The organism is Neorhizobium turbinariae (assembly GCF_023223505.1).
Classification (GTDB): domain Bacteria; phylum Pseudomonadota; class Alphaproteobacteria; order Rhizobiales; family Rhizobiaceae; genus Neorhizobium; species Neorhizobium turbinariae.
Genome location: NZ_JALPRY010000016.1, coordinates 1 through 22377, shown reverse-complemented (window position 1 = coordinate 22377; position 22377 = coordinate 1). Strand labels below are relative to the sequence as shown.

Annotated in this window: 15 protein-coding genes; 8 read left to right on the top strand and 7 right to left on the bottom strand. The window is 62.5% G+C overall.

All coding sequences use genetic code 11. The annotated features are described in order from the left end of the window. Positions 1-4: 4 nt before the first annotated feature. The 6 genes from M0654_RS14405 to bglB form a co-directional block, all read right to left on the bottom strand. Positions 5-1066: a carbohydrate ABC transporter permease gene (locus M0654_RS14405; protein WP_248683732.1), complete on the bottom strand. Its 1062-nt coding sequence runs from the start codon at positions 1064-1066 to the stop codon at positions 5-7. Next, a complete protein-coding gene (locus M0654_RS14400) occupies positions 1066-2070 on the bottom strand; it encodes a carbohydrate ABC transporter permease (protein WP_248683731.1) in 1005 nt (334 codons plus the stop codon). Before M0654_RS14400 ends, M0654_RS14405 begins: the two co-directional genes overlap by 1 nt. A 237-nt stretch (positions 2071-2307) precedes the next feature. Continuing rightward, a complete protein-coding gene (locus M0654_RS14395; protein ID WP_248683730.1) occupies positions 2308-3576 on the bottom strand; it encodes an ABC transporter substrate-binding protein in 1269 nt (422 codons plus the stop codon). Positions 3577-3639: 63 nt separating this feature from the next. Then, the gene (locus tag M0654_RS14390) at positions 3640-6123 is read right to left on the bottom strand and encodes a hypothetical protein (protein ID WP_248683729.1); all 2484 of its coding nucleotides are present in this window, start codon (positions 6121-6123) and stop codon (positions 3640-3642) included. A gap of 8 nt (positions 6124-6131) precedes the next feature. Continuing rightward, positions 6132-6968: a 5-dehydro-4-deoxy-D-glucuronate isomerase gene (gene kduI, locus M0654_RS14385; RefSeq protein ID WP_248683728.1), complete on the bottom strand. Its 837-nt coding sequence runs from the start codon at positions 6966-6968 to the stop codon at positions 6132-6134. Then, the gene (gene bglB / locus M0654_RS14380; protein WP_248683727.1) at positions 6965-8077 is read right to left on the bottom strand and encodes a beta-galactosidase BglB; all 1113 of its coding nucleotides are present in this window, start codon (positions 8075-8077) and stop codon (positions 6965-6967) included. Before bglB ends, kduI begins: the two co-directional genes overlap by 4 nt. 145 nt (positions 8078-8222) lie before the next feature. Here bglB and M0654_RS14375 point away from each other — a divergent pair, with 145 nt between their 5' ends. The 8 genes from M0654_RS14375 (at position 8223) to clpB (ending at position 19967) form a co-directional block, all read left to right on the top strand. Continuing rightward, entirely contained in the window at positions 8223-9278 is a 1056-nt protein-coding gene (locus M0654_RS14375; RefSeq protein ID WP_248683726.1) for a LacI family DNA-binding transcriptional regulator, read from the top strand. Positions 9279-9414: 136 nt separating this feature from the next. Further along, positions 9415-10182 carry an SH3 domain-containing protein gene (locus M0654_RS14370; protein WP_313791083.1) on the top strand — a complete coding sequence of 256 codons (768 nt, stop codon included), beginning with the start codon at positions 9415-9417 and terminating at the stop codon, positions 10180-10182. A 233-nt stretch (positions 10183-10415) separates the two neighbouring features. Further along, positions 10416-11690 carry an aspartate kinase gene (locus tag M0654_RS14365; protein ID WP_118850684.1) on the top strand — a complete coding sequence of 425 codons (1275 nt, stop codon included), beginning with the start codon at positions 10416-10418 and terminating at the stop codon, positions 11688-11690. Between the two features lie 76 nt (positions 11691-11766). After that, positions 11767-14034 (top strand): phosphoenolpyruvate--protein phosphotransferase, encoded by a 2268-nt coding sequence (gene ptsP, locus M0654_RS14360; protein WP_248683901.1) that lies wholly within the window; start codon positions 11767-11769, stop codon positions 14032-14034. A 29-nt stretch (positions 14035-14063) separates the two neighbouring features. Then, the gene (gene prfA, locus M0654_RS14355) at positions 14064-15146 is read left to right on the top strand and encodes a peptide chain release factor 1 (RefSeq protein WP_248683725.1); all 1083 of its coding nucleotides are present in this window, start codon (positions 14064-14066) and stop codon (positions 15144-15146) included. Continuing rightward, complete coding sequence (prmC, locus tag M0654_RS14350) at positions 15143-16006, top strand: peptide chain release factor N(5)-glutamine methyltransferase (RefSeq protein WP_248683724.1); 864 nt, start codon at positions 15143-15145, stop codon at positions 16004-16006. Before prfA ends, prmC begins: the two co-directional genes overlap by 4 nt. 304 nt (positions 16007-16310) lie before the next feature. After that, positions 16311-17138: a DUF4167 domain-containing protein gene (locus M0654_RS14345; RefSeq protein ID WP_248683723.1), complete on the top strand. Its 828-nt coding sequence runs from the start codon at positions 16311-16313 to the stop codon at positions 17136-17138. Positions 17139-17360: 222 nt separating this feature from the next. Next, on the top strand, positions 17361-19967 hold the full coding sequence (gene clpB / locus M0654_RS14340; protein WP_248683722.1) for an ATP-dependent chaperone ClpB: 2607 nt from the start codon (positions 17361-17363) through the stop codon (positions 19965-19967). Positions 19968-20038: 71 nt separating this feature from the next. Here clpB and M0654_RS14335 read toward each other — a convergent pair whose 3' ends face one another. Continuing rightward, complete coding sequence (locus M0654_RS14335; protein ID WP_248683721.1) at positions 20039-21979, bottom strand: M23 family metallopeptidase; 1941 nt, start codon at positions 21977-21979, stop codon at positions 20039-20041. Positions 21980-22377 lie beyond the last annotated feature (398 nt).

The following is a 22377-nucleotide window of genomic DNA, read 5'->3' as shown; positions in this document are numbered from 1 at the left end:
TTCCTTATTTCAAGCCGGTGCCGGCAATGCCGGTGGTGATGAAGCGCTGCAAGAAGATGAAGACGAGGACGACCGGGATCATGGTGACGACGGTCATGGCCAGAATGAAGTGCCATTGGACGTTCAGCTCGCCGGAATAGATGCTGAGGCCCACCTGCAGCGTGTAGAGCTCGCGGCGCGACAGAACGATCAGCGGCCAGAGGAAGTCGTTCCAGCGCCAGACCACCGAGAAGATGGCAAGCACGGCGAGCGCCGGCGCGGTCAGCGGCAGAACGATGCGCCAGTAGATCTGCCATTCGGACGCCTTGTCCATGCGCGCGGCATCGATCAGTTCATCGGGGATCGTCAGCATGTACTGGCGCAGGATGAAGACTCCGGTCGGCGTGGCAACCGTCGGCAGAATGACACCCCAGAGGCTGTTGAACATGCCAAGTGTCGAGATGATCGAATAGAGCGGCACCATGATGACCGAGAGCGGCACCATGAGGGTGGCCAGGATGATCAGCATGGCGAGGTTGCGGCCCCTGAACTCGTATTTTGACAGCGCGAAGGCGGCCATGGAATTGACGATCAGGGTGATCAGCGTTGCCACCACGGTGACGAAGACCGAGTTCCACAGGTAGCGCAGGAAATCGAAATGCACGAAGGGCTCGGTGTAGTTCTCCGTGGCGAAGGAGACGCTGCGAACCGGTGTACGGTCGTTGATGTTGACTCGGATGATCTCGCCCGGCGCCTTCGGATCAACCATCTGCGCCATGATGCCAATGCGGCGCACTTCGGCAAGCACGCGGGTCGAGCCGTCCGGCATCCTGGCGTCATAGAGCTGCAGCGGCTTGTCGTAACCTTCCACCGTCGCCTGGCTGGTGACGTAAGGCAGGATCGACGGCGGGAACTCGTTGAGCGCCGCCGGCGTCTTGAAGGATGAGAAGGTGAGCCAGACGGCCGGGCCGAACATGATGACCAGCCCGCCGATGAGCCAGACCCACGTGACGATGTCCGTCCAATGCCAGCCTCTGCCGCCCGGGCCGCCCTTACGGCGCAAAATGAAACGCGCAGCCGCACCCATCAGCGTTTTCCCTTGTTTTCACTGCGTCGTCCGACGCCCAGTTGCAGCAGTGTGAGGACGACGAGCACGAGACCCATGAGGATGGAGGCGGCGGCCGCCAGCCCCGGATTGCGCAGCGCCGAGGCAAAGCCGGTCTCGTAGATATATTGCGTGAGGTAAAGCGTGCTGGTGCCGGGGCCGCCGCCGGTGAGCACATAAACTTCGTCGAAGACCTGCACGGCCTTGATGAGGGCAAGCACCACGACCACCAGAAGGTTCGGCGCCAGAAGCGGCAGCGTGATGCGCCAGAAGACGCGGGCAGGACGGGTGCCGTCCATTTCGGCGGCTTCGTAAAGGTCCTTCGGGATCGCCTGCAGGCCAGCGAGAAGGATGAGCGTGTAGAGGCCCATATGCGCCCAGATCGAGACGCCGATGGTGGCGGCGAAGGTCCAGGTGCGGTCGGTCAGCCAGCTATAGGGCTCGGCGCCGAACTGATAGAGGATGTAGTTGAGCAGGCCCTGTCGCTGCAGGATCCATTTCCAGATTAGGCCGACGACGACCGGCGACAGAAGCACGGGAAAGAAGAAGACGGCGCGCCAGAAGGAGCGGGCAACGAGACCGCGGTTGAGGATCAGCGCCGTCACCAGCGACGCCAGGATCATCAGCGAGACCTGCAGCAGCACGAACCAGAAGGTGTTGCCGACGGCAGTCCAGAAGGCATCCTCCTGGCAGGACATAGGGTCAAGGTAGTCGACGCAGCTGAACAGGCGGGCGTACTGCTCGCCGCCGACGAAGCTGCGCTCGGACAGGAAGAAGGCGGTGCCGCCGGTCATCGAGTAGACGAAGTTGATGACGAGCGGCAGCAACACGAAGATGCCGAAGATGAGCATGTTCGGCGCCAGGAAGAAGGCGGCCATGCCGCTGATGCCGGTCGCCTTCTGCAGGCGGCGCAACGGCGCGTCGACGATGCGCATCAGCGCATTCACCGGTGCCATCAGGAGGGAGGAGAAAGCTGTTTTTGTCATATTTTTAAAAGTCACTCCCGACGATCATCGCTGGGGCTGCCCCTCACCCCGCCTCCGCTTCGCTCGGTGCACCCAGCTCAGCGAGCCACGTGTCTCGCCCGTCCTTGGAAACCCCACAAGCGCTGCGAGGGGAAACCGGGACGGCGCGGCACACGTCCTTCTCCCCGTCAGAACGGGGAGAAGGTGCCGGCAGGCGGATGAGGGGCCTAACCCGCTCCGCCGGCTCCCGACTTGTTCTTACTGACCGGCGTCCTTGACCTTCTGGGCGATGTCGGCGTCGATGCGGCTAAATGCGTCCTCGATCTTCAACTCGCCGGCGAGCGCCTGGCTGACGCGGGTGACGATGGCGGCATAGAAAGTATCCGACCAGCGCCAGGCCGGCAGCTTCAGCGCGATGTCCGAGGTCGTCTTGCTGGCTTCAACGAACTTGGTGAGCGCGGCCTTGGCCTGCTCGTTGTCGCTCTTGAAGCTCAGGCCACCCTTTTCAACCACGGCCTTGTGGCCGGGCAGGAAGAGGGTGCGCTCGGAGAATTCCTTGACGATCTCCTCGCGAGCGAACCAGTCCATGAAGGTCGCAACGTCCTTCGGGTTCTTGGTGTACTTGATGGCGACGAGAGCTGCGCCACCCGGCATGCCGGTGCAGGCGGCCGGACCGCACGGGCTGCCGGTGGCAACCCAGTCAAAGTTGTCGCCGATCTTGGTGGCAAGGTTCGCAACCTGCCAGGAGCCGGAATAATAGAAGGCGAGCTGGCCGTTGATGAAATCGTCGGCGGCGGCCCGATAGGTGGTGCCGGCAGCCGAGACCCAGACGTCCTTGGCCATGGTGCCGTCTTCGACCCAGCCCACGAACTTGGTCAGGTAGTCCTTGGCGCCAGCGTCGATCGGGGCCGGCTTGTCGTCAGCGCCGATATAGTTCGCGCCATAGGACAGAAGCGGTGCGGTGATGCGGTGGCCGGAGCGGTCGATTGCCATCGCATAAGGGATCTGCTGGCTCTCCTTGACCTTCTTGGTCGCGGCTGCCCAGTCTTCCCAGCTTGCGTCCGGACCCGGGACCGGCACGCCGGCCTGGTCGAACAGGGTCTTGTTTGCAAAACCGCCGGTCAGCGTGATCTGCGTCATGAAGCCGGAGATCTGGTTGGAACCGTCGGGACGCATCCAGTCTGCCTGGGCGCCGAAGTTCTCATCCCAGTAGGCCGGGTCCTTGACGAGCGGGCGAAGGTCGAGCCAGTGGCGGGACAGATCCTTGATCTGCGCGACGCGGGCGATATCCGGGCCGTTGCCGGCTTCGAGCTGCACCGGCAGCTGTTCGCGCACGACGCCGTAGGCGACGTTGTCGAGAATGACGTTGATGCCCGGGTTTTCCTTCATGAAGCGGTCGACCAGGTCCTTCATGACCTCGCCTTCCACGCCGTCGGAATACCACATGATGCGGACATCGCCGGCAAAGGCTGCCGTCGTGGACATCAGGGCGAGTGCTGCACCCGCCAGGATCGATTTCATGGTCATGTCTTACTTCCTCCTCTGCGGGACGGAGCCTCCTTCCGTCCCTTTTGGTTATGATTTGAGACCTCAGGCTCTTTCGAGCATCATCGCGTCGCCGCGGACGGTGTAATCCTTGCGTTCGATGATGCGTCCTTCGGCTTCCACTGTCCCATCGGCCCGGAAGATGACGGTACCATATTCCGGGTCTTCGACAATGAAGGCGCCATCCGAATTCTCGGTCACGGCAAGCGCGCCAAACCGGCTCTCGACGGTGGCGAGATCGGATGCCTCGCAGACGCGCACGATCCAGCGGGTGCTGCGGCCATACTGGCGCAGTTCAGCACCGGCCGAGGGGCCTTCGGTGACGGCTTGCAGGTCTGCACTCGAGCGCAGCAGAACCGCGCCGTTTCCGGAACGGGCAAGCGCCAGGGTGCCGGTCACGCGGCTTTCGTCAAACTCGGCCTGCGGGAACCAGGCGTGGGTGAAGTCCGGCTGCTCCTCATGGGTGGTGAACTGAAGAACCGCCAGTCCGCGATACTGCTGGGCGCGCGGAATGGTGCCGCAGCCACCCCAGAAGGAGGGTCGGCCGTAACCGAACTGGATGGTCTCGCCCGGATGGTTGATCCAGATCGCCGCTTCCGGCTTGTCGCCAATGCGCAGGTGCAGGACTGTCTCCTGGTATCCCCATTCGTCCCAGCGATAGTGGACGGTGGAGCCCATCGCGTAGTTGCGGCCCTTGTAGTGGTAGAGGGCAGCAAAGGCATTTTCGCCCTGGGCGAACCGCCATTCCTGGTCGCGGGCATCCTGGTGATCGGCGATGGCGGCAAATTCCGCGGGAATCTCCAGCCCGTGGTCGCGCAGGCAGACCGCCATCTGCGGCAGGCAGTGGACGCGGCGGCCGTAGAAACCCTTGCCCCAGATGAGGCGGGCGACGGCGGACAGTTCGAGCGAGCGGCCGGCGCAAAGCGTGTGCTCGTAGGAGCGGCCCTGGGCGGCGGTGACCATGCCGTGATGGGCGGAGCGGGCGATGACTTCGCACAGCCGAACGATGCCGGCCTTGGCGCGGTCGGCGATATCCTTGTCGGGCGAGATTGCCGCAAGCGCGGTAAGGCCCTTCAGGTCGATCGGGAAATAGGGAGCGGAGTTGAACTCGGCCATTTCCCATTTCTCAAAATGGTCGAGCCAGGCACGCACGCGCTCGGCGCCTACCCTGGCTTGTTCGGAGCCCTTGCGACCGGAGCGCACGAAGGTCGCGTCCGGCAGCAGGCTGCCGGCAAGATAGGCGGAGGTGTGGAAGAGCAGCGCGTGGTTTTCCGAGAAATACCACTGCACGTCGTTGCCCGGCTCATCCATCCAGTAACGGTAGTTGAGAATGGCGTTGTCGAGGCGGGCGCGGGTTTTCTCGTTGATGTCCTTGCCCCAGACGGTGCGCGACCAGATGAGCGGCACGAGCGAGAAGTCGGCACAGTCGTGGCAGTCCTCGATCGAGGGAAGGATCTCCTCGATCATGGCGTCGGTATCGGCTCCGGCGCGGCCGCTCGCAAGGCGGGCGAAGGCACGGACCGTGTCGCGTTCGGAATATTCGGACACTTCCGCAAGCGTTTCGGTGATGCGGTCGGCCAGCGAGGCCGGTGGCTCGCCCTGGCGGGCAGCATGGCAGATTTCCACCCCAACGGAGCGGGCGGCAACGAAGCCGCCGGCATTCAGCGTGACGCGCAGGTGGCGGAAATCGGCTGGTGCCTTGTCCGATGGGCCAACATTGAGGCTGCTCGAGCCGGCCGGAAGGGCAAAATCGTAGTCGAAGCGCTCGCGGGACATGAAGTCGCCTTCGATCGCCACGTTGACCTCGACATCGATCGGCAGCGGCTCGGCGAAAAGGACGGTGATGTCGCCGCCGAAATAATGCTGGCGGTCGAGATGCATGCCGTCGAGCGCCGTTTCCAGGCTCTCGGCGACAGCACCGGCGACGGGCACGGGGATCGCGACGCTCGCGGTCGGGCCTGACAGGTAGTCGAACTGGTAGAAGTAACGCGCATCGCGCTCGGCGAGGTCATCGAAGAAGATGACGATCTCGTTGAGGCCGGCTTCCAGCGGTAGTTCGAATTCCTGCTTGGCTTCGAGGTTGCGGCTATAGGGTGCCATCCAGCCGATTTCGGTGCCGTTCAACCAGAGAACCGCGCCGCCGCAGGTGCCAAGCCGGATCTTCGCCGTGCCGGCGCTATCGGCCTCGATATAGGTGCGGCTCCAGGTGGCGAGCCGGGTAGGACGGAACCAGAAGCCGGAAAGATCAAGCCGCGGCGAGCCGAACGGTAGCCACCAGCGCGCAGCTTCAAATTCGCCGCGCACATCCGGACGCTTGCCGCGATAGGTTTGGGCAAAGATGGTGCGGCAGGGATATTCGTGCGGGATGAAGTTCTTGACCTTGGTCAAGAAGAAGAAGGGATCCATCTCCCCCTTCATCGGCGCGTCGGGCACGTCGAAGCGTTCCTCGGCAATACCGCCGAGCTGCCAGTATCGGACGGCATCGCCCGGCTTTAAAGGTTTGCGCATCCAGTTCGCTTCGGGATTCATGGCAATGCTTATCTCAGTTCCTTCAGCGCGACCGGCGCCACGTCGTTGTATTCCTGGTTTTCGCCGGTCATTCCCCAGACGAAGGCATAAGGCGAGGTGCCGGCACCCATGTGGATGGACCAGGCCGGCGACAGCACCGCATCAAGGTTCTTGACGACGAGGTGGCGCGTTTCTTCCGGCCGGCCCATGATGTGGATGACGCGCTCGTCGTCCGGCAGGTCGAAATAACAATAGGCTTCCATGCGCCGCTCATGCAGGTGGGGCGGCATGGTGTTCCAGACATTGCCGTCTGCGAGATCGGTGATGCCGAGGAGCAGCAGGCAGGAGGGCGCGACCTCCGGGTGGATGTACATGCGCAGATTGCGCAGGTTGGCGCGTTTGGCGTCGCCGAAGGTCAGCATCTTGGACTCTGCGCGCTTGATCAGCCGGTGCGGGATATCGGCGCCGGCCGGCACGGAATTCATGTAGAAGCGCGCCGGATTGGCGCCGTCGGCGCTTTGGGCGGAAATGTCCTTCGCGCCGCGGCCGAGGTAGAGCACGTCGCGGTTCTCGAGGGTGAAGCTCTGGCCGTCGACGGTGATCGTGCCGGTGCCGCCGAGATTGGCGATGCCCATTTCGCGTGCCGACAGGAGATAAGGCGTGCCGATGTCCTCGCCGGAGCCAAAGGACAAGGTCGAGGAAACCGGGACCGCCCCGCCGACAATGAGGCGGTCGACATGGGTATAGGTGAAACTCACCTTGTCGGCCTGGAAGAGGTCTTCCATCAGGAATTCGTCACGCAGGCGCTGCGTGTCATATGTCTTGATGTCGTTGGGGCCTGCCCCGTAGAGAACCTTCATCGTCATGCCGCCTGCTCCTGTTCGTCGCCATGGGCGTCCACATGCCGGATGGCTTCCGACAGGCAGAGGATCGCCAGCGCCTGGCCGTAGCCGGTCGGCTGGATCGGGATATCCCGGTAAAACTGGAGATCATGGCCCATGCGCGTACCATAAGAAACGTTGAGGACGGTGCCGCTCGCGTCGATGTTGGCGAGGACCGCTTCCACAGCCTTCAGGCCAGCCGTGCGCCATTCCGGCGTGCCTAGGCCGAGGCGATAACCTTTCAGGAGGCCGTAACCGAAGCCGGCCGTCGCGGAAATCTCTTCATATGAGCTTGGATCGTCCAGCAGGGTGCGCCAGGCACCGGATGCGGTCTGCAAAGGCAGCAGCGCGTTGACCTGGGCGATCAGGACGCCGAGCAGGTAGTCCTTCACCGGGGTCGGCATCTCGGCGAGATCGAACAGATCGAGCATGCCGGCGGTGATCCAGGCATTGCCGCGCGCCCAGCGGGCTTCAGCGAAATTGTGGTGGCCCTGGAAGGTCCAGCCGTGGAACCAGAGGCCGGTCTTCCTGTCGGCGAGGTAACGGGTGTGGACGAGGAACTGGCGCGCCGCTTCATCCACGAGTTCGCTCCGCCCGCTTGCCTGGCCATAAGAGGCGAGGAAGAGGGCGACCATGTAAAGCGTGTCGTCCCAGAGCTCGTCGTTGTTCACCTTGTCGGAAACGTGGTGTTCGAAGGCGCCTTCGTGGGTGCGACCCATTTCGCTCATGACGCGGTTGGCCCAGGCGTCCAGAACCGGCTGCCAGCGGGGATCCCTGGTTTCGCGCCAGAGGACGGAAAGGCCGAGCATCGGCGCGGTGGTGTTGACGTTGAGCGTCGGCAGGCCCGCCTCGATGCGCGAGGTGTACCAATTCTCGATCAGCATCTTCAGGTCATTGTTGCCGGTGAAGAGCCAAAGGCGGATCAGGCCGTAAAGTCCGACGCCCTGCGGCCATTCCCAGCTGTCGAAAGAGATATAGTCACCGGCCGTGCCATCGAGATTGGGTTCGTGAAAGCGACCATCGGCCTTCAGCCCGGTCATGCCGGCTACCAACAGGTCGAGCTTGTGACGAATGTCCCGGGCGGACAGGCCCATCGTATATCTCCTCCCATGACCGCCCCGCGAAGGAGGCAGCATCATTCATCCATCTCTCCGGACGGTAACCTATCAAAACATTCGGAAATTGATTGCGCAATATGAAAATTTTTTGCAGGTTGCGCATGAGAAGTGGGAGGGTTGCATGGCTGCAAGCGTCGTTCCGGGAAAGCGCGGCAAGAAGAGCCGGCGCGTTCGGCTGGAGGATATTGCCGACAAGGTTGGTGTGTCGCTGAGCACGGTTTCGCGCGCGCTTGCGGGCGAGAAAGGCGTGCGACCGGATATCCGAGAGCGGATCCTGGAGGCGGCCAAGGACAGCAACTATTCCGTTTCCGCCTCCGTCGCCGGCAAGAAGGTGGTGCTGGCCGCCTCAAGTGCGGCAATGATCGACTACGTCCGTAACCAGTTCACACTCTATGTGCTGGAAGGCTTGCGCGACCGGGCGCAGGCGCTGGGGCTGGAGATCGTTACCCGCGCCATTGCCGACCAGGCGGAAGAAAAGCTGGTGCTGGACGATGCCCGCGCCGACCCGGATGTCGCCGGTCTGCTGTTTCTCACGGTTGACGACGAAGGGATCCTCAAGGCGACGCGCGGCTTCAGCAAACCGGTGGTGCTGATCAATGGCGACGATCCGAACATGCTGCTTTCCAGCGTGTCACCCTGCAATCGCTCCGCAGCGCATGTTGCCACCGACTACCTGATCCGGCTTGGCCACGAGCGCATCCTGTTCCTGATGCGGCCGGGGCGGCGCACTATCGAGCGGCGCCGGGAGGGCTGGCAGGATGCGTTTCGGCAGCATCGTCTCGACTGTCCCGACGATCTGGTGGTGCAGGTGGACGACTGGCTGCCGGAGCTTGCGGCGCAGGCGGTGGGCGAGCGGGTGAAGAAGCGCGGGCTTGATTTTACCGCCGTACTCACGGCCGGTGATAGCCTCGCCGTGGGCGCGATGATGGGCGTGCAGCAGATGGGTTACACGGTGCCGGGCGATGTTTCGGTGATGGGCATGGACGACCTGCCGCAAGCAGCCTTCCTCAATCCGCCGCTGACCACCGTGCATATCCCGATGCGGGAGCTTGGCGGGGTGGCGCTCGACCTGTTGAGGGAGTCGCTCACCGGGCTTGCGCATCCGGCGCGACGTGTGGAACTCGCCTGCCGGATTGCCGAGCGGCAGTCTACCGGACCGGCGCGCCAGCCGGCGTGAACGAGGTCGGGAACATCATTCATCGACGGTTCAGGACGCTCAGGGAACTATGATGCGGCCACGACATTGTTAGGCGTGGTGGTCCAGGGTCATGAACCTGCTTGGACTTTTGTTGGTTTCTCAGGAGGAAGCCCAAGTGAAGAAATTTCTGATGTCGCTTGCAGCTATCGGCGCCATGTTTGTAGCGCCGACTATCGCAGATGCGGCCGTGCGTGGCCAGGCAACCGCCAACGTGAACATGCGTTCCGGGCCGAGCACGCAGTACCCGGCCGTGGTGGTCATTCCGGTCGGTTCGCCGATCACGATCAATGGCTGCATGAGCACGGTCAACTGGTGCGACGTATCCTTTGCTGGTGGCCGCGGCTGGGTGTCGGGTAACTATATCCAGGCGACCTATCGCTCCAACCGGGTCTACATCGCGCCAGATTATTATCGCGGCCTCGGCATCCCGACGGTGACCTTCGACGTCAACACCTATTGGGGCCGCCATTACCGCGACCGCGACTTCTACCGCGAGCGCGACCGCTGGCGCCGCTATGACTGGCGTTCGGAACGTCCGCTGCCGCCGCCGCCCCGCTGGGAACGCGACCGTGACCGCGACCGCGGCGGATGGGATCGTGATCGTGATCGCAACCGGGACCGCGGCGAATGGCGCCCTGGCGATCGGCAGCCGCCGGCACCCCCGCGCTGGGACCGCGATCGGGATCGTGACCAAGCCCGCGATCGGGACCGGGATCGGGGTCGGGAACAGGCTCGCGATCGCGACAGGGATCGTGACAATGCGCGCGACCGCGACAGGAACCGCGAGATCCGCCGGCCGGACCGTGGTGGCGGTAGTGCGGACCCGTGCCCGACCGATCGTCCGCGCGGCCCGGGATGCCCGGCACTGCCGAATCCGGGCTGACCGATATTCCATCTGAATGAACAAGAAGGGCCGCGCAGAGCGGCCCTTCTTCTGTGGGCCGATGATAAGCCTGGGAGCCGTACCGTTTGCGGCCTTTGGAGGCATTGCACCGGCAAACCCTTTTCGATATGAGACCGGCAACTTGTTGATCCCGCCTGAGGGCGGGCGTCCAAGATTCTTGTCAGCAGACGCCGGGGCGCTCCCAAGGTCCGGGCGAACGAATGGTTTGTCGTATGGCTCGCATCGTCATGAAATTCGGCGGCACGTCCGTCGCCAATCTCGAACGCATCCACAATGTCGCGCGCCACGTCAAACGCGAAGTTGCCGCCGGCCATGAAGTGGCCGTGGTGGTTTCGGCGATGTCCGGCAAGACAAACGAACTGGTTGGCTGGGTCCAGGAAACACCAAAGGTCAACGGTGCTTCGTCGCCTTTCTATGATGCGCGCGAGTATGATGCCGTCGTGGCGTCCGGCGAGCAGGTAACCTCTGGCCTGCTGGCGATCGCACTGCAGTCGATGGGCATCAATGCCCGTTCGTGGCAGGGCTGGCAGATCCCGATCCGCACCGATAACACGCATGGCGCCGCCCGCATCGTGGATATCGACGGCAGCGACATCATCAAGCGGATGGGCGAAGGCCAGGTGGCGGTGATTGCCGGCTTCCAGGGCATTGGCCCGGATAACCGGATTGCCACGCTTGGCCGTGGCGGTTCGGATACCTCTGCGGTGGCGATTGCGGCTGCCGTGAAGGCCGATCGCTGCGACATTTATACGGATGTAGACGGCGTCTACACGACCGATCCACGCATCGTGCCGGCCGCGCGCCGCATGAAGAAGGTTTCCTTCGAGGAAATGCTGGAAATGGCCTCGCTCGGTTCGAAGGTGCTGCAGGTGCGCTCCGTCGAACTCGCCATGGTCCACAAGGTGCGGACATTCGTACGTTCAAGTTTCGAGGATCCCGATGCGCCGGGCATGGGCGACCTGCTTAACCCGCCCGGCACTTTGATTTGCGACGAGGAAGAAATCGTGGAACAGGAAGTCGTCACCGGCATCGCTTATGCCAAGGATGAAGCGCAGATTTCGCTGCGGCGGCTGGCCGACCGGCCGGGCGTTTCGGCCGCGATCTTCGGGCCGCTGGCCGACGCGCATATCAATGTGGACATGATCGTCCAGAACATTTCCGAAGACGGCTCGCGCACCGACATGACCTTCACTGTGCCGTCCGGTGACGTACCGAAGGCGCTGCGCGTGCTTGAGGACAACAAGGAAAAGATCGGCTTTGACGTCGTGCAGTCCGAATCGGGCCTCGCCAAGGTGTCCGTCATCGGTATCGGCATGCGCAGCCATGCCGGTGTTGCCGCGCAGGCCTTCAAGGCGCTGGCCGACAAGAGCATCAATATCCGTGCGATCACCACCTCGGAGATCAAAATCTCGATTTTGATCGACGGCGCATATGCCGAACTCGCAGTTCGGACTTTGCATTCCTCCTACGGTCTCGATAAGAGTTAAACATGAGCCGGTTCGGTGCACCGTCAGGTTGTGCCATCCCGGATAGGATGATCTCGTTTCGGGAGCAGTGATGCCGATGAGAGACCTGTCGGCAGGTCCGCGCGTACTGTTGAAGCGGCTGCGCGAATTGATGGCGGAGCCGCTCGATCCACAAGAGCGTCTTGACCGGATCGTCCGACAGATCGCCAGCAACATGGTGGCCGAGGTCTGCTCGGTCTATGTCTTGCGTTCAGACGGCGTTCTCGAGCTTTATGCGACCGAGGGCCTGAACAAGGAAGCGGTGCATCTTTCCCAGCTGAAGATGGGGCAGGGCCTCGTCGGCACGATTGCCGCGTCGGCGCAGCCGCTGAACCTTTCCGACGCACAGGCGCATCCGGCTTTCCGCTACCTTCCCGAGACGGGCGAAGAAATCTACCACTCCTTCCTCGGTGTGCCGATCCTGCGGGCCGGGCGGACGCTCGGCGTTCTGGTCGTCCAGAACCGGGCGAGCCGCAATTATCGCGAGGATGAGCTCGAGGCGCTTGAAACAACGGCGATGGTGATCGCCGAAATGATCGCCACCGGCGAGCTGAAGAAGATCACCCGCCCAGGGCTCGAACTCGACCTTACCCGTGCGGTGACGATCGATGGCGACGGCTATAACGAGGGCATCGGGCTTGGCCATGTTGTGCTGCACGAGCCGCGCATCGTTGTTACCAATCTTCTGAACGAGGATTCCGATACCGAAATCGAACGGTTGGCAGAAGCGCTCGGCAGCCTGCGTATCTCCATAGATGACATGCTTTCGCGCCGGGAGGTGGCGCAGGAAGGCGAGCATCGCGAGGTTCTGGAAACCTATCGCATGTTTGCGCACGACCAGGGTTGGGTGCGCCGCATGGAAGAGGCGATCCACAACGGTTTGACCGCGGAAGCCGCCGTCGAGAAGGTCCAGAGCGATACCAAGGCCCGCATGATGAGGCTGACCGACCCGTATCTGCGTGAGCGGATGCATGATTTCGACGACCTTGCCAACCGGCTGTTGCGGCAGCTTACCGGCTATTCCGGCCGCATGACGGGCGAAGGCTTCCCCGCCGACGCGATCATTCTTGCGCGCGCCATGGGTGCGGCAGAACTGCTCGATTATCCGCGCGAACGGCTGCGCGGCCTGGTTCTGGAAGACGGCGCGGTGACGAGCCATGTGGTGATCGTTGCACGCGCCATGGGCATTCCGGTCGTCGGGCAGGGGACCGGCGTGGTGGCGCTTGCCGAAAACGGCGACCCGATCATCATCGATGGCGACGACGGTCAGATCCATCTGCGGCCGATGGCCGACCTGCAGAAGGCTTATGAAGAGAAGGTGCGCCTGCGGGCACGCCGGCAGGAACAGTTCAGGGCTCTGCGCAATGTCGAACCGGTAACCAAGGACGGCAAGCGGATCAGCCTGCAGATGAATGCCGGCCTGATGGTCGACCTGCCGCAGCTTGCCGAATCCGGCGCAGACGGAATCGGACTGTTCCGCACCGAGCTGCAGTTCATGATCGCCTCGACCATGCCGAAGCTCGAGGAACAGGAAGCCTTCTATCGCAATGTCATCAAGCAGGCGGCCGGCCGGCCGGTGACCTTCCGGACGCTCGACATCGGCGGCGACAAGGTCGTCTCCTATTTCCGGGCGCATGAGGAGGAGAATCCGGCGCTCGGCTGGCGGGCAATCCGCCTGGCGCTCGACCGGCCGGGGCTCTTGCGCACGCAACTTCGGGCACTGCTGCGCGCATCCGCCGGCTCCGAACTCAAGATGATGTTGCCTATGGTGACGGAGGTCTCCGAGATCCATGCGGTGCGCGACCTGATGCAGAAGGAAGTGCAGCATCTCTCGAAATTCGGGCACAGCCTGCCGCGCAAGCTGCAGTTCGGCGCGATGCTGGAAGTGCCGGCGTTGATGTGGCAGCTCGATGAGCTGATGCAGGAAGTGGATTTCGTCTCGGTCGGCTCGAACGACCTCTTCCAGTTTTCGATGGCGGCCGATCGCGGCAACGCGCGGGTGTCGGATCGCTTTGACAACCTCGGCCGTCCATTCCTGCGCATCCTGCGCGATATTGCCCGCGCCGGGGAGCGCAACGGTACGCCGGTGACCTTGTGTGGCGAGATGGCCGGCAAGCCGCTTTCGGCCATGGCGTTGCTTGGCATCGGCTTCCGCTCGGTATCCATGGCGGCGACCTCGGTCGGCCCAGTCAAGGCGATGCTGCTTGGGCTGGATGTCGGCCACCTGGCGGGCGAACTCAATGCTGCCCTGGACGAGACGCGATCGAACGAGACGATCCGCGACCTGCTCCTCCGGTATGCAGAAACCAACAACATCCCGATCTAGAACGATAAGAAGAAAACGGAGCGTGAAGGGTGGCTAAGCTTCCTGTCGAAAAAATGCGTGAGCTGGAACGTCGCTTCGGTGAAATCGAAGCGCGTATGTCCGAAGGTCCGGCCGCCGATGTCTATGTGAAGCTCGCCTCCGAATATTCCGAACTACAGCCCGTGGTGCGCAAGATCCGGGATTACGAAAAGACGATCGCTGAAGTCGCCGACCTGAAGGCGATGCTCGCCGACAAGTCGACGGATCGCGAGATGCGTGAACTCGCCGAGATGGAACTGCCAGAAGCGGAAGAGCGCATCGAGGCGCTCGAGAAGGACATGCAGGTCCTGCTGCTTCCCAAGGATGCAGCCGACGAGAAGAGTGCGATCCTCGAAATCCGCGCCGGAACGGGCGGCAACGAGGCGGCACTTTTCGCCGGCGACCTGTTTCGCATGTACGAACGTTATGCCGCCGGCAAGGGCTGGAAGGTCGAGGTGCTTTCGGCCAGCGAAGGTGAAGCAGGCGGCTTCAAGGAAATCATCGCCAATGTCTCCGGTCGCGGTGTGTTTTCCAAGCTGAAGTTCGAATCGGGCGTCCATCGCGTGCAGCGCGTGCCGGACACGGAAACGCAAGGGCGCATCCATACGTCGGCGGCAACCGTTGCCGTGCTGCCCGAAGCGGAAGACATCGACATCGAGATCCGCAACGAAGACATCCGCGTTGATACGATGCGCTCGTCCGGCGCCGGCGGCCAGCACGTCAACACGACGGACTCGGCGGTGCGCATCACCCACATCCCCACGGGAATCGTGGTGACGTCTTCGGAGAAGTCGCAGCACCAGAACCGTGCCAAGGCGATGCAGGTGCTGCGCTCGCGGCTCTACGACATGGAGCGGCAGAAGATCGACAACGAACGGTCCGCGGACCGCAAGAGCCAGGTCGGTTCCGGTGACCGGTCGGAGCGCATCCGCACCTACAACTTCCCGCAGGGGCGGGTGACCGACCACCGCATCAACCTGACGCTCTACAAGCTCGACCGCATGATGGAGGGCGATATCGACGAAGTGGTCGATGCGCTGATCTCTGACTATCAGGCTGGGCAGCTTGCGCAGCTCGGCGAGCAGCAGGGATGAGGACGCTCGGGCAAGCTGTCGCGGATGCCCGCAGCCGCCTTGCTGAAGCCGGTTTTCCCGACTCCGCCATCGAGGCGCGGCTGTTGGTGGGCGGGCTGCTGGGACTGACCAGCACAGAGGTCTTCACCGGCACGGACCGGCCGGTATCAGCGGCTGAAGACGAGCGGATTTCGAAAGCGGTGGAGCGCCGCTTGAAAAGGGAGCCGGTGCACCGCATATTAGGTTCACGTGAGTTTCACGGACTGGAGCTCCTGCTTTCGAAAGAAACGCTCGAGCCGCGCCCGGACACGGAAGTCCTGGTTGAAGCCGTTCTTCCACAGTTGAGGCAGATCGTCGCAACCAAGGGTGCGGCACGCGTCCTGGATATTGGCACCGGAACCGGTGCGATCGTGCTGGCGCTTCTTGCGCAATGTCCTGAAGCCCAAGGCATCGGCAGTGATATTTCAGACGATGCTCTTGCAACGGCAAAGCGAAATGCAGAACGACTGGGTTTGGCCGAGCGGTTCAGCGCGATCAACAGTCGGTGGTTCGACAAGATTTCCGGGCGGTTCGACATAATCGTGTCAAATCCGCCCTATATACGTAGCGATGTCATTCCGGAACTTGAACCGGAAGTGAGGGATTACGATCCCATGGCCGCACTTGACGGCGGGCCCGATGGCCTGGAAGCCTATCGCGCGATCGCCGCACAGGCGGCAGATTTCCTTGAGAAGGACGGCGTGATCGGCGTCGAAATTGGATACGATCAGAAGGACACTGTTTCTGCGATATTTTGCTCCGCCGGCTTTACGCTCGCGCAAGCAAGACGGGACTATGGTGACAATGATCGTGTACTCGTGTTTTCCGTGGCCAAGTCATGATTTTGCATAGCAAAAGAAAAGGCTTGGATTCCCGGAGGAAGCGGGATAGCTTGAAAAGCACGCACTGGGACGGCTGGGAATGAACAGCGATTCGTTCGGGTTATCAGGTCAACCCTTGAACCAGTTCTTTTCGGGGAACTGCTAAGGTTGAACGGTCCCTTGTGTGTGATTCAGTTAATTTGACTTAGAACAAGCGGCAGGACGCCAAAGTCGGCCTGTGCGCGGCACGCGAAGTCTTGTTCCGGCTTGGACCGGAAGGCCGCGTGGCCCTTATCAGCGAAGACAGAGAGTTGGTGAACGATATATGAGGCCAGGACAGCAGAAAAATCGCGGTCGAGGGCGCGGCAATAACAACAACGGCGGCGGCGGCAACAATAACAATTTCAACCGCAAGGGGGGCAATCCCCTCAGCCGGACCTACGATAGCTCCGGACCGGACATCAAGATCCGTGGCACCGCTCAGCATATTGCCGAAAAGTACGCCCAACTTGCCCGGGATGCGCAGAGCTCCGGCGATCGTGTCATGGCGGAAAACTACCTGCAGCACGCAGAACACTACAACCGCATCATCGCAGCCGCACAGGCGCAGATGCAGGACCGGTTCCAGCATCAGGACCGCAGCGATTTCCAGGACCGCGACGGCAATTCGATCGACCAGGACGACCTGGACACGGCCGATGGCGACGAACTGGGCAATGCCCAGCAGCCGACGGTTGGCGAAGAGGCTTCCGAATCCCAGCAGCCGCGCCGCGAACAGCAGGCGCAGGGCCAGGATCAGCAGCCGCGAGAAAACCGTCGCGATGGCGACCGTAACCAGCGCCGCGAACGGCGCCCCGAGCGTCCGCAGCGTCCTGCTGCCGCCGAGGGCGGTGAGGGTGGCGAAGGTGTAGCACCTGCACCGGCTGCTCCAGCACCGGTAACCGTCGATGGCACCGGCCCTCAGCCGGTCATCGAAGGCACGCCTGCGGAAGTGGTTGCCGAAGAAGCCGCACAGACCGAAGCGGCACCGCGTCGCCGCCGTGCAGCCGGCGCCCGTCCGCGTCGTCCGCGCCGTGGTGAAGGCGCTGGCGAAGACGCCAGCGGCGACGGAGAGGCAGACCAGCCGGCACTGGCGGAAGCCGCCGGCGAATAAGCTCCTCACGGACCTAGCAAACAGAAAAACTCCAGTCGGAAAGGCTGGAGTTTTTTGCGTTTCGGAGCGCATGTTTCACGCCGGCTCGGCTCTTTAAATCGGACCGAAAACCCACCATATCTTCGTCAAGCCGGTTCGCCGGCAGGGCTCGCCTTTGAGGGAGCTCAATCTCAACCATCGGCCTGCGCCTTATAAGGGCAGGGCGATTCAGGAGGTCGAAGTATGAACATCGAAAAATATTCCGAGCGCGTCCGCGGTTTCCTTCAATCGGCGCAGACGCAGGCGCTGGCATCAGGCCACCAGCAGTTTTCGCCAGAACATGTGCTGAAAGTCCTGCTCGATGACGACCAGGGCATGGCATCCTCGTTGATCGAACGCGCCGGCGGTAATGCCAAGGAAGCGCGTATCGCCAACGACGCCGCACTCGCCAAGCTGCCGAAGGTTTCGGGCGGCAATGGTGAGATCTACCTGTCGCAGCCGCTTGCCAAGGTTTTCGCGACCGCGGAAGACGCCGCAAAGAAAGCCGGGGACAGCTTCGTCACCGTCGAGCGCCTGTTGCTCGCGCTGGTGATCGAGACGACGGCGTCCACGTCCGCGACCCTGAAGAAGGCCGGCGTCACCGCGCAGGCGCTCAACCAGGTCATCAACGATATCCGCAAGGGCCGCACCGCCGACAGCGCCAACGCCGAACAGGGCTTCGAGGCGCTGAAGAAATTTGCACGCGACCTGACCGGCGAAGCCCGCGATGGCAAGCTAGACCCGGTGATCGGCCGCGACGATGAGATTCGCCGCACCATCCAGGTCCTGTCGCGCCGCACCAAGAACAATCCGGTGCTGATCGGTGAGCCGGGCGTCGGCAAGACGGCAATTGCCGAAGGCCTGGCGCTGCGCATCATCAACGGCGACGTGCCGGAAAGCCTCAAGGACAAGAGGCTGATGGCGCTCGACATGGGGGCGTTGATCGCCGGCGCGAAATATCGCGGCGAGTTCGAAGAGCGGCTGAAGAGCGTGCTCAACGAAGTGCAGGCGGAAAATGGCGAGATCATCCTGTTCATCGACGAGATGCACACGCTGGTCGGTGCCGGCAAGTCCGACGGCGCGATGGATGCCTCGAACCTGCTCAAGCCGGCACTTGCCCGCGGTGAGTTGCACTGCGTCGGCGCGACCACGCTTGATGAATACCGCAAGCATGTGGAAAAGGATCCGGCCCTTGCCCGGCGCTTCCAGCCCGTGATGGTGGATGAGCCGACGGTGGAGGACACGATCTCGATCCTTCGCGGCCTGAAGGAAAAGTACGAGCAGCACCACAAGGTGCGAATCTCGGACTCGGCACTTGTTGCGGCCGCGACCCTGTCGAACCGCTACATCACCGACCGCTTCCTGCCGGACAAGGCGATTGACCTGATGGACGAGGCCGCTTCGCGTCTCCGCATGCAGGTGGATTCAAAGCCCGAGGAGCTCGACGAGCTCGACCGGCGCATCATGCAGCTGAAGATCGAACGCGAGGCGCTGAAGAAGGAAACCGACAGTGCCTCGGCCGACCGTCTGCAGCGGCTTGAAGCCGAAGTCTCCGCGCTCGAGGAGCAGGCGGATGCGCTGACCGCACGCTGGCAGGCCGAAAAGCAGAAACTTGGCCTGGCAGCTGACCTGAAGCGGCAGCTCGACGAGGCACGAAACGAACTGGCAACCGCCCAGCGCAAAGGTGAATACCAGCGCGCCGGCGAACTCACCTATGGCGTGATCCCGGATCTCGAAAAGCGTCTTGTCGAGGCGGAAGCCCACGACAGTTCGGCCAATGCCATGGTCCAGGAAGTCGTTAATCCGGATGCGATCGCGCACGTTGTTTCCCGCTGGACCGGTATCCCGGTCGACAAGATGCTGGAAGGCGAGCGTGAAAAGCTGCTGCGGATGGAAGACGAACTGGCGAAGTCCGTCGTCGGCCAGGGTGATGCCGTCCAGGCTGTCTCTCGTGCCGTGCGCCGTTCGCGTGCCGGTCTGCAGGATCCGAACCGGCCGATTGGCTCGTTCATCTTCCTCGGCCCGACGGGCGTGGGCAAGACCGAGCTGACCAAGTCTCTCGCGCGCTTCCTGTTCGACGACGAGACGGCGATGGTGCGCATGGACATGTCGGAATACATGGAGAAGCACTCCGTGGCCCGGCTGATCGGTGCACCTCCGGGTTATGTCGGTTATGACGAAGGCGGTGCGCTGACGGAAGCGGTTCGCCGCAAGCCGTACCAGGTCGTGCTGTTCGACGAGATCGAGAAGGCGCATCCGGACGTGTTCAACGTCCTGCTGCAGGTGCTTGATGACGGGCGCCTGACGGACGGGCAGGGCCGCACGGTCGACTTCAAGAACACGATGATCATCATGACGTCGAACCTGGGTGCAGAATACCTGACCAACCTGAGCGACGGCGAAGATGTCGACAGCGTGCGTGACCAGGTGATGGACGTGGTGAAGGGGGCATTCCGTCCGGAATTCCTCAACCGCGTCGACGAGATCATCCTGTTCCATCGCCTGAAGCGCGATGAGATGGGTGCGATCGTCGATATCCAGATGAAGCGCCTGCTCAACCTGCTTGCCGAACGCAAGATCACCATCGAGCTCGGCGAGGATTCACGCGAGTGGCTGGCCGAGAAGGGTTATGATCCTGTCTATGGCGCACGTCCGCTGAAGCGGGTGATCCAGAAATACGTGCAGGATCCGCTCGCCGAGCAGATCCTAGGCGGTCACGTGCCGGATGGCTCGACGGTGGCTGTGTCAGCAGGCTCGGACCGGCTTCTGTTCCGCGTCAAACGGCAGGGCGACCTGAGCGAAGCTGCGTAAACCGTAGCACGAACACGAAATGGCGGCTTCGGCCGCCATTTTTGTTTGAGAGTTCTGGAAATGGGAGCCGATCAGCGGCTCGCCACTTCATCCGGTGGCTGGGTGTTGAGAAGCGCGTCGATGCGCCGGCGCTCTTCCTCGAAACGCTCAAGCGACTTGCCGGAGAGCGAGCTGCCGCCCGGCAGGCGCACCTTCATCGGGTCCACCTTGGTGCCGTTGACCATCAGCTCGTAATGCAGATGCGCACCTGTGGACTGGCCGGTCGAGCCGACATAACCGATAACCTGGCCCTGGGTGACCTTCACCCCGGCGCGGATGCCGGATGCAATCGCGCTCTGGTGGTTGTAGGACGAGGCATAACCGTTGGCGTGGCGGATGATCGTCTGGTTGCCGTAGCCGCCGGAATCCCAGCCTGCCTTTTCAACAACGCCGTTGCCGGCGGCGATGATCGGCGTGCCGCGCGGTGCGGCCCAGTCGGTGCCGGTATGCATCAGGGCTCGACCAAGGATCGGGTGGCTGCGCATGCCAAAGCCGGAGCTCAGGCGACCGTTCGGAAGCGGGTTGCGCAGCAGGAACTGCCGGATGCTCTTGCCGTCCTGGTCGTAATAATCGATCGAGTTGTCTTCCGGATTCTGGAACCGGTAGAAGCGGGTCGTCGTGTCGCCAAAGCGGGCGTTGACGTAAAGCAGTTCGGAATTACGGTTCGCCTGGCCCTTTTCGTCGGCAACCGAGAAGAAGGCCTCGATCTTGTCGGTCGGCTTCAGCTGCGCCTGAAGGTCAACGCTGCTGGCGAGCAGCTTGACCAGCACCGACGTCATTTCCTTGCTCATCCCGTAGGAGAGGGCTGCCCGGTAGATGCCGTCATAAACGCGCGGTAATTCGCGGCCAGTCAGCACCTGCGGCGGCTGTTCGCTGAAGGCGGAGGCAACCGCGTCGAGCATCGGCGGCTCCTCGCCGTCGACGAAGCGACCGCGATCATCAAGCGCGACCGTCACGCGATGACGGGCCTGCCGGTAAAGGCTGGCACGCACCACCATGACCATCTGGCCTTCCTGGATGACGCCGATGCGCAGCACGTCGCCCGCGACCAAATCCGCCTCGCCGAGGCGCGACTGCAGGTAACCGGAGATCTCGCGGGCCTTGGCTTCCGGATAACCGACCTCGACCATGGCCTGTGTCACGGTCTGCGCCTTGCGGACCGGTATGATGTCCTCGGCATATTCGCGGGTGCGCTTGGTGATCGGTTCGGGCGCCGAAACGGAGATGTTCTCCTCAACGATGCGCGCCGCAAGCCCGGCGGTGATGTCGAGCCCGGTGCCGTCATCCCGGGAGGAGAAGCGCTGCGGGTCGACGTAATAGAGGGCCGAGAGCTGGGTATTGCCGTCGGTGAGCACCGAACCGTTGGAGCGGACGTTCTCCTCGACCTCTTCCAGCGTCATCGCCGGGGCAAATTCGTAGGTGATGCCGCTTGCGGGGAAGGAAACCGTCTGGAGACTGACCTCGGACTCGACATTGGAGCCGTATAGCGTGCCGGTGCGGGCGGCGGGGGGAGGAAGGGTCTCGCTCGAAGCGAAGATCGTCAGGGGATTGAAGTCCGGATAATCTTCCTGCGCCACGTGATTGGCGGCGAGGTTCATCTTCACATGCGCAAAGGGGCGTCGGCGAATGACTTCCTTGTTGCCCTCGTGCACGACGGTGGAGACTTCCAGAACCTTCCGGTCGGTCGGCATGGCGACGATGTTGCTCGCCAGCAGGCGCTTGCCGCGCGAGGCCGTATCCGGCTCGTCATCGATGATGCCAACGGAGGCTTCAGCCGGGGTTGCCAGCTGCTGGCGCCCGTCAAGCGCTGCAAAAAGCGCCACGCCCATGAGGATGGAGGAGGTGATGCCGGTCAGGAAGGTGCCGGACAGCCAGCGCAGCGAGATCTCGCGGCGATCGGGTGCACGACGACCGTCCGCCAGGATCGGCGGTTCGTTGCCAAGCGCGCGTGCTGTGCTGCGGGCTGTCGTCATGCCAGTTTAGCCAGTCCCTCGTACTCGTTATAACCGCATGCAGCTTATCATACTGCCTTTGGAACCTTGGGCCAAACATGTGCCCGTTTCGACAGGGAGTGTCAAACGAAGGTTGCCGCCGGTTGTCACAGGGAAGAACCCGCGGGCGACGCATTGGTTCGCGCTCCACATGATGCCGGGTAACCACGCGATTGTGGAGATGTCGGGGCGGATTTGCGGCAGGCACCCAAAGAGTGGAGGAAAGGCCAAGGGTTGCGAAGCGAGAACAGGCGGAAATTGAGCGACCATCAATGATTTGTCCGAATTTCCCGAGCTTCATCAACGAGTTGTCTGATTTTGGCAGTTTTTGTATCGAGGTGTGTTGACTTGTTTGTGGGGGTGGATCTATAAACCGCCTC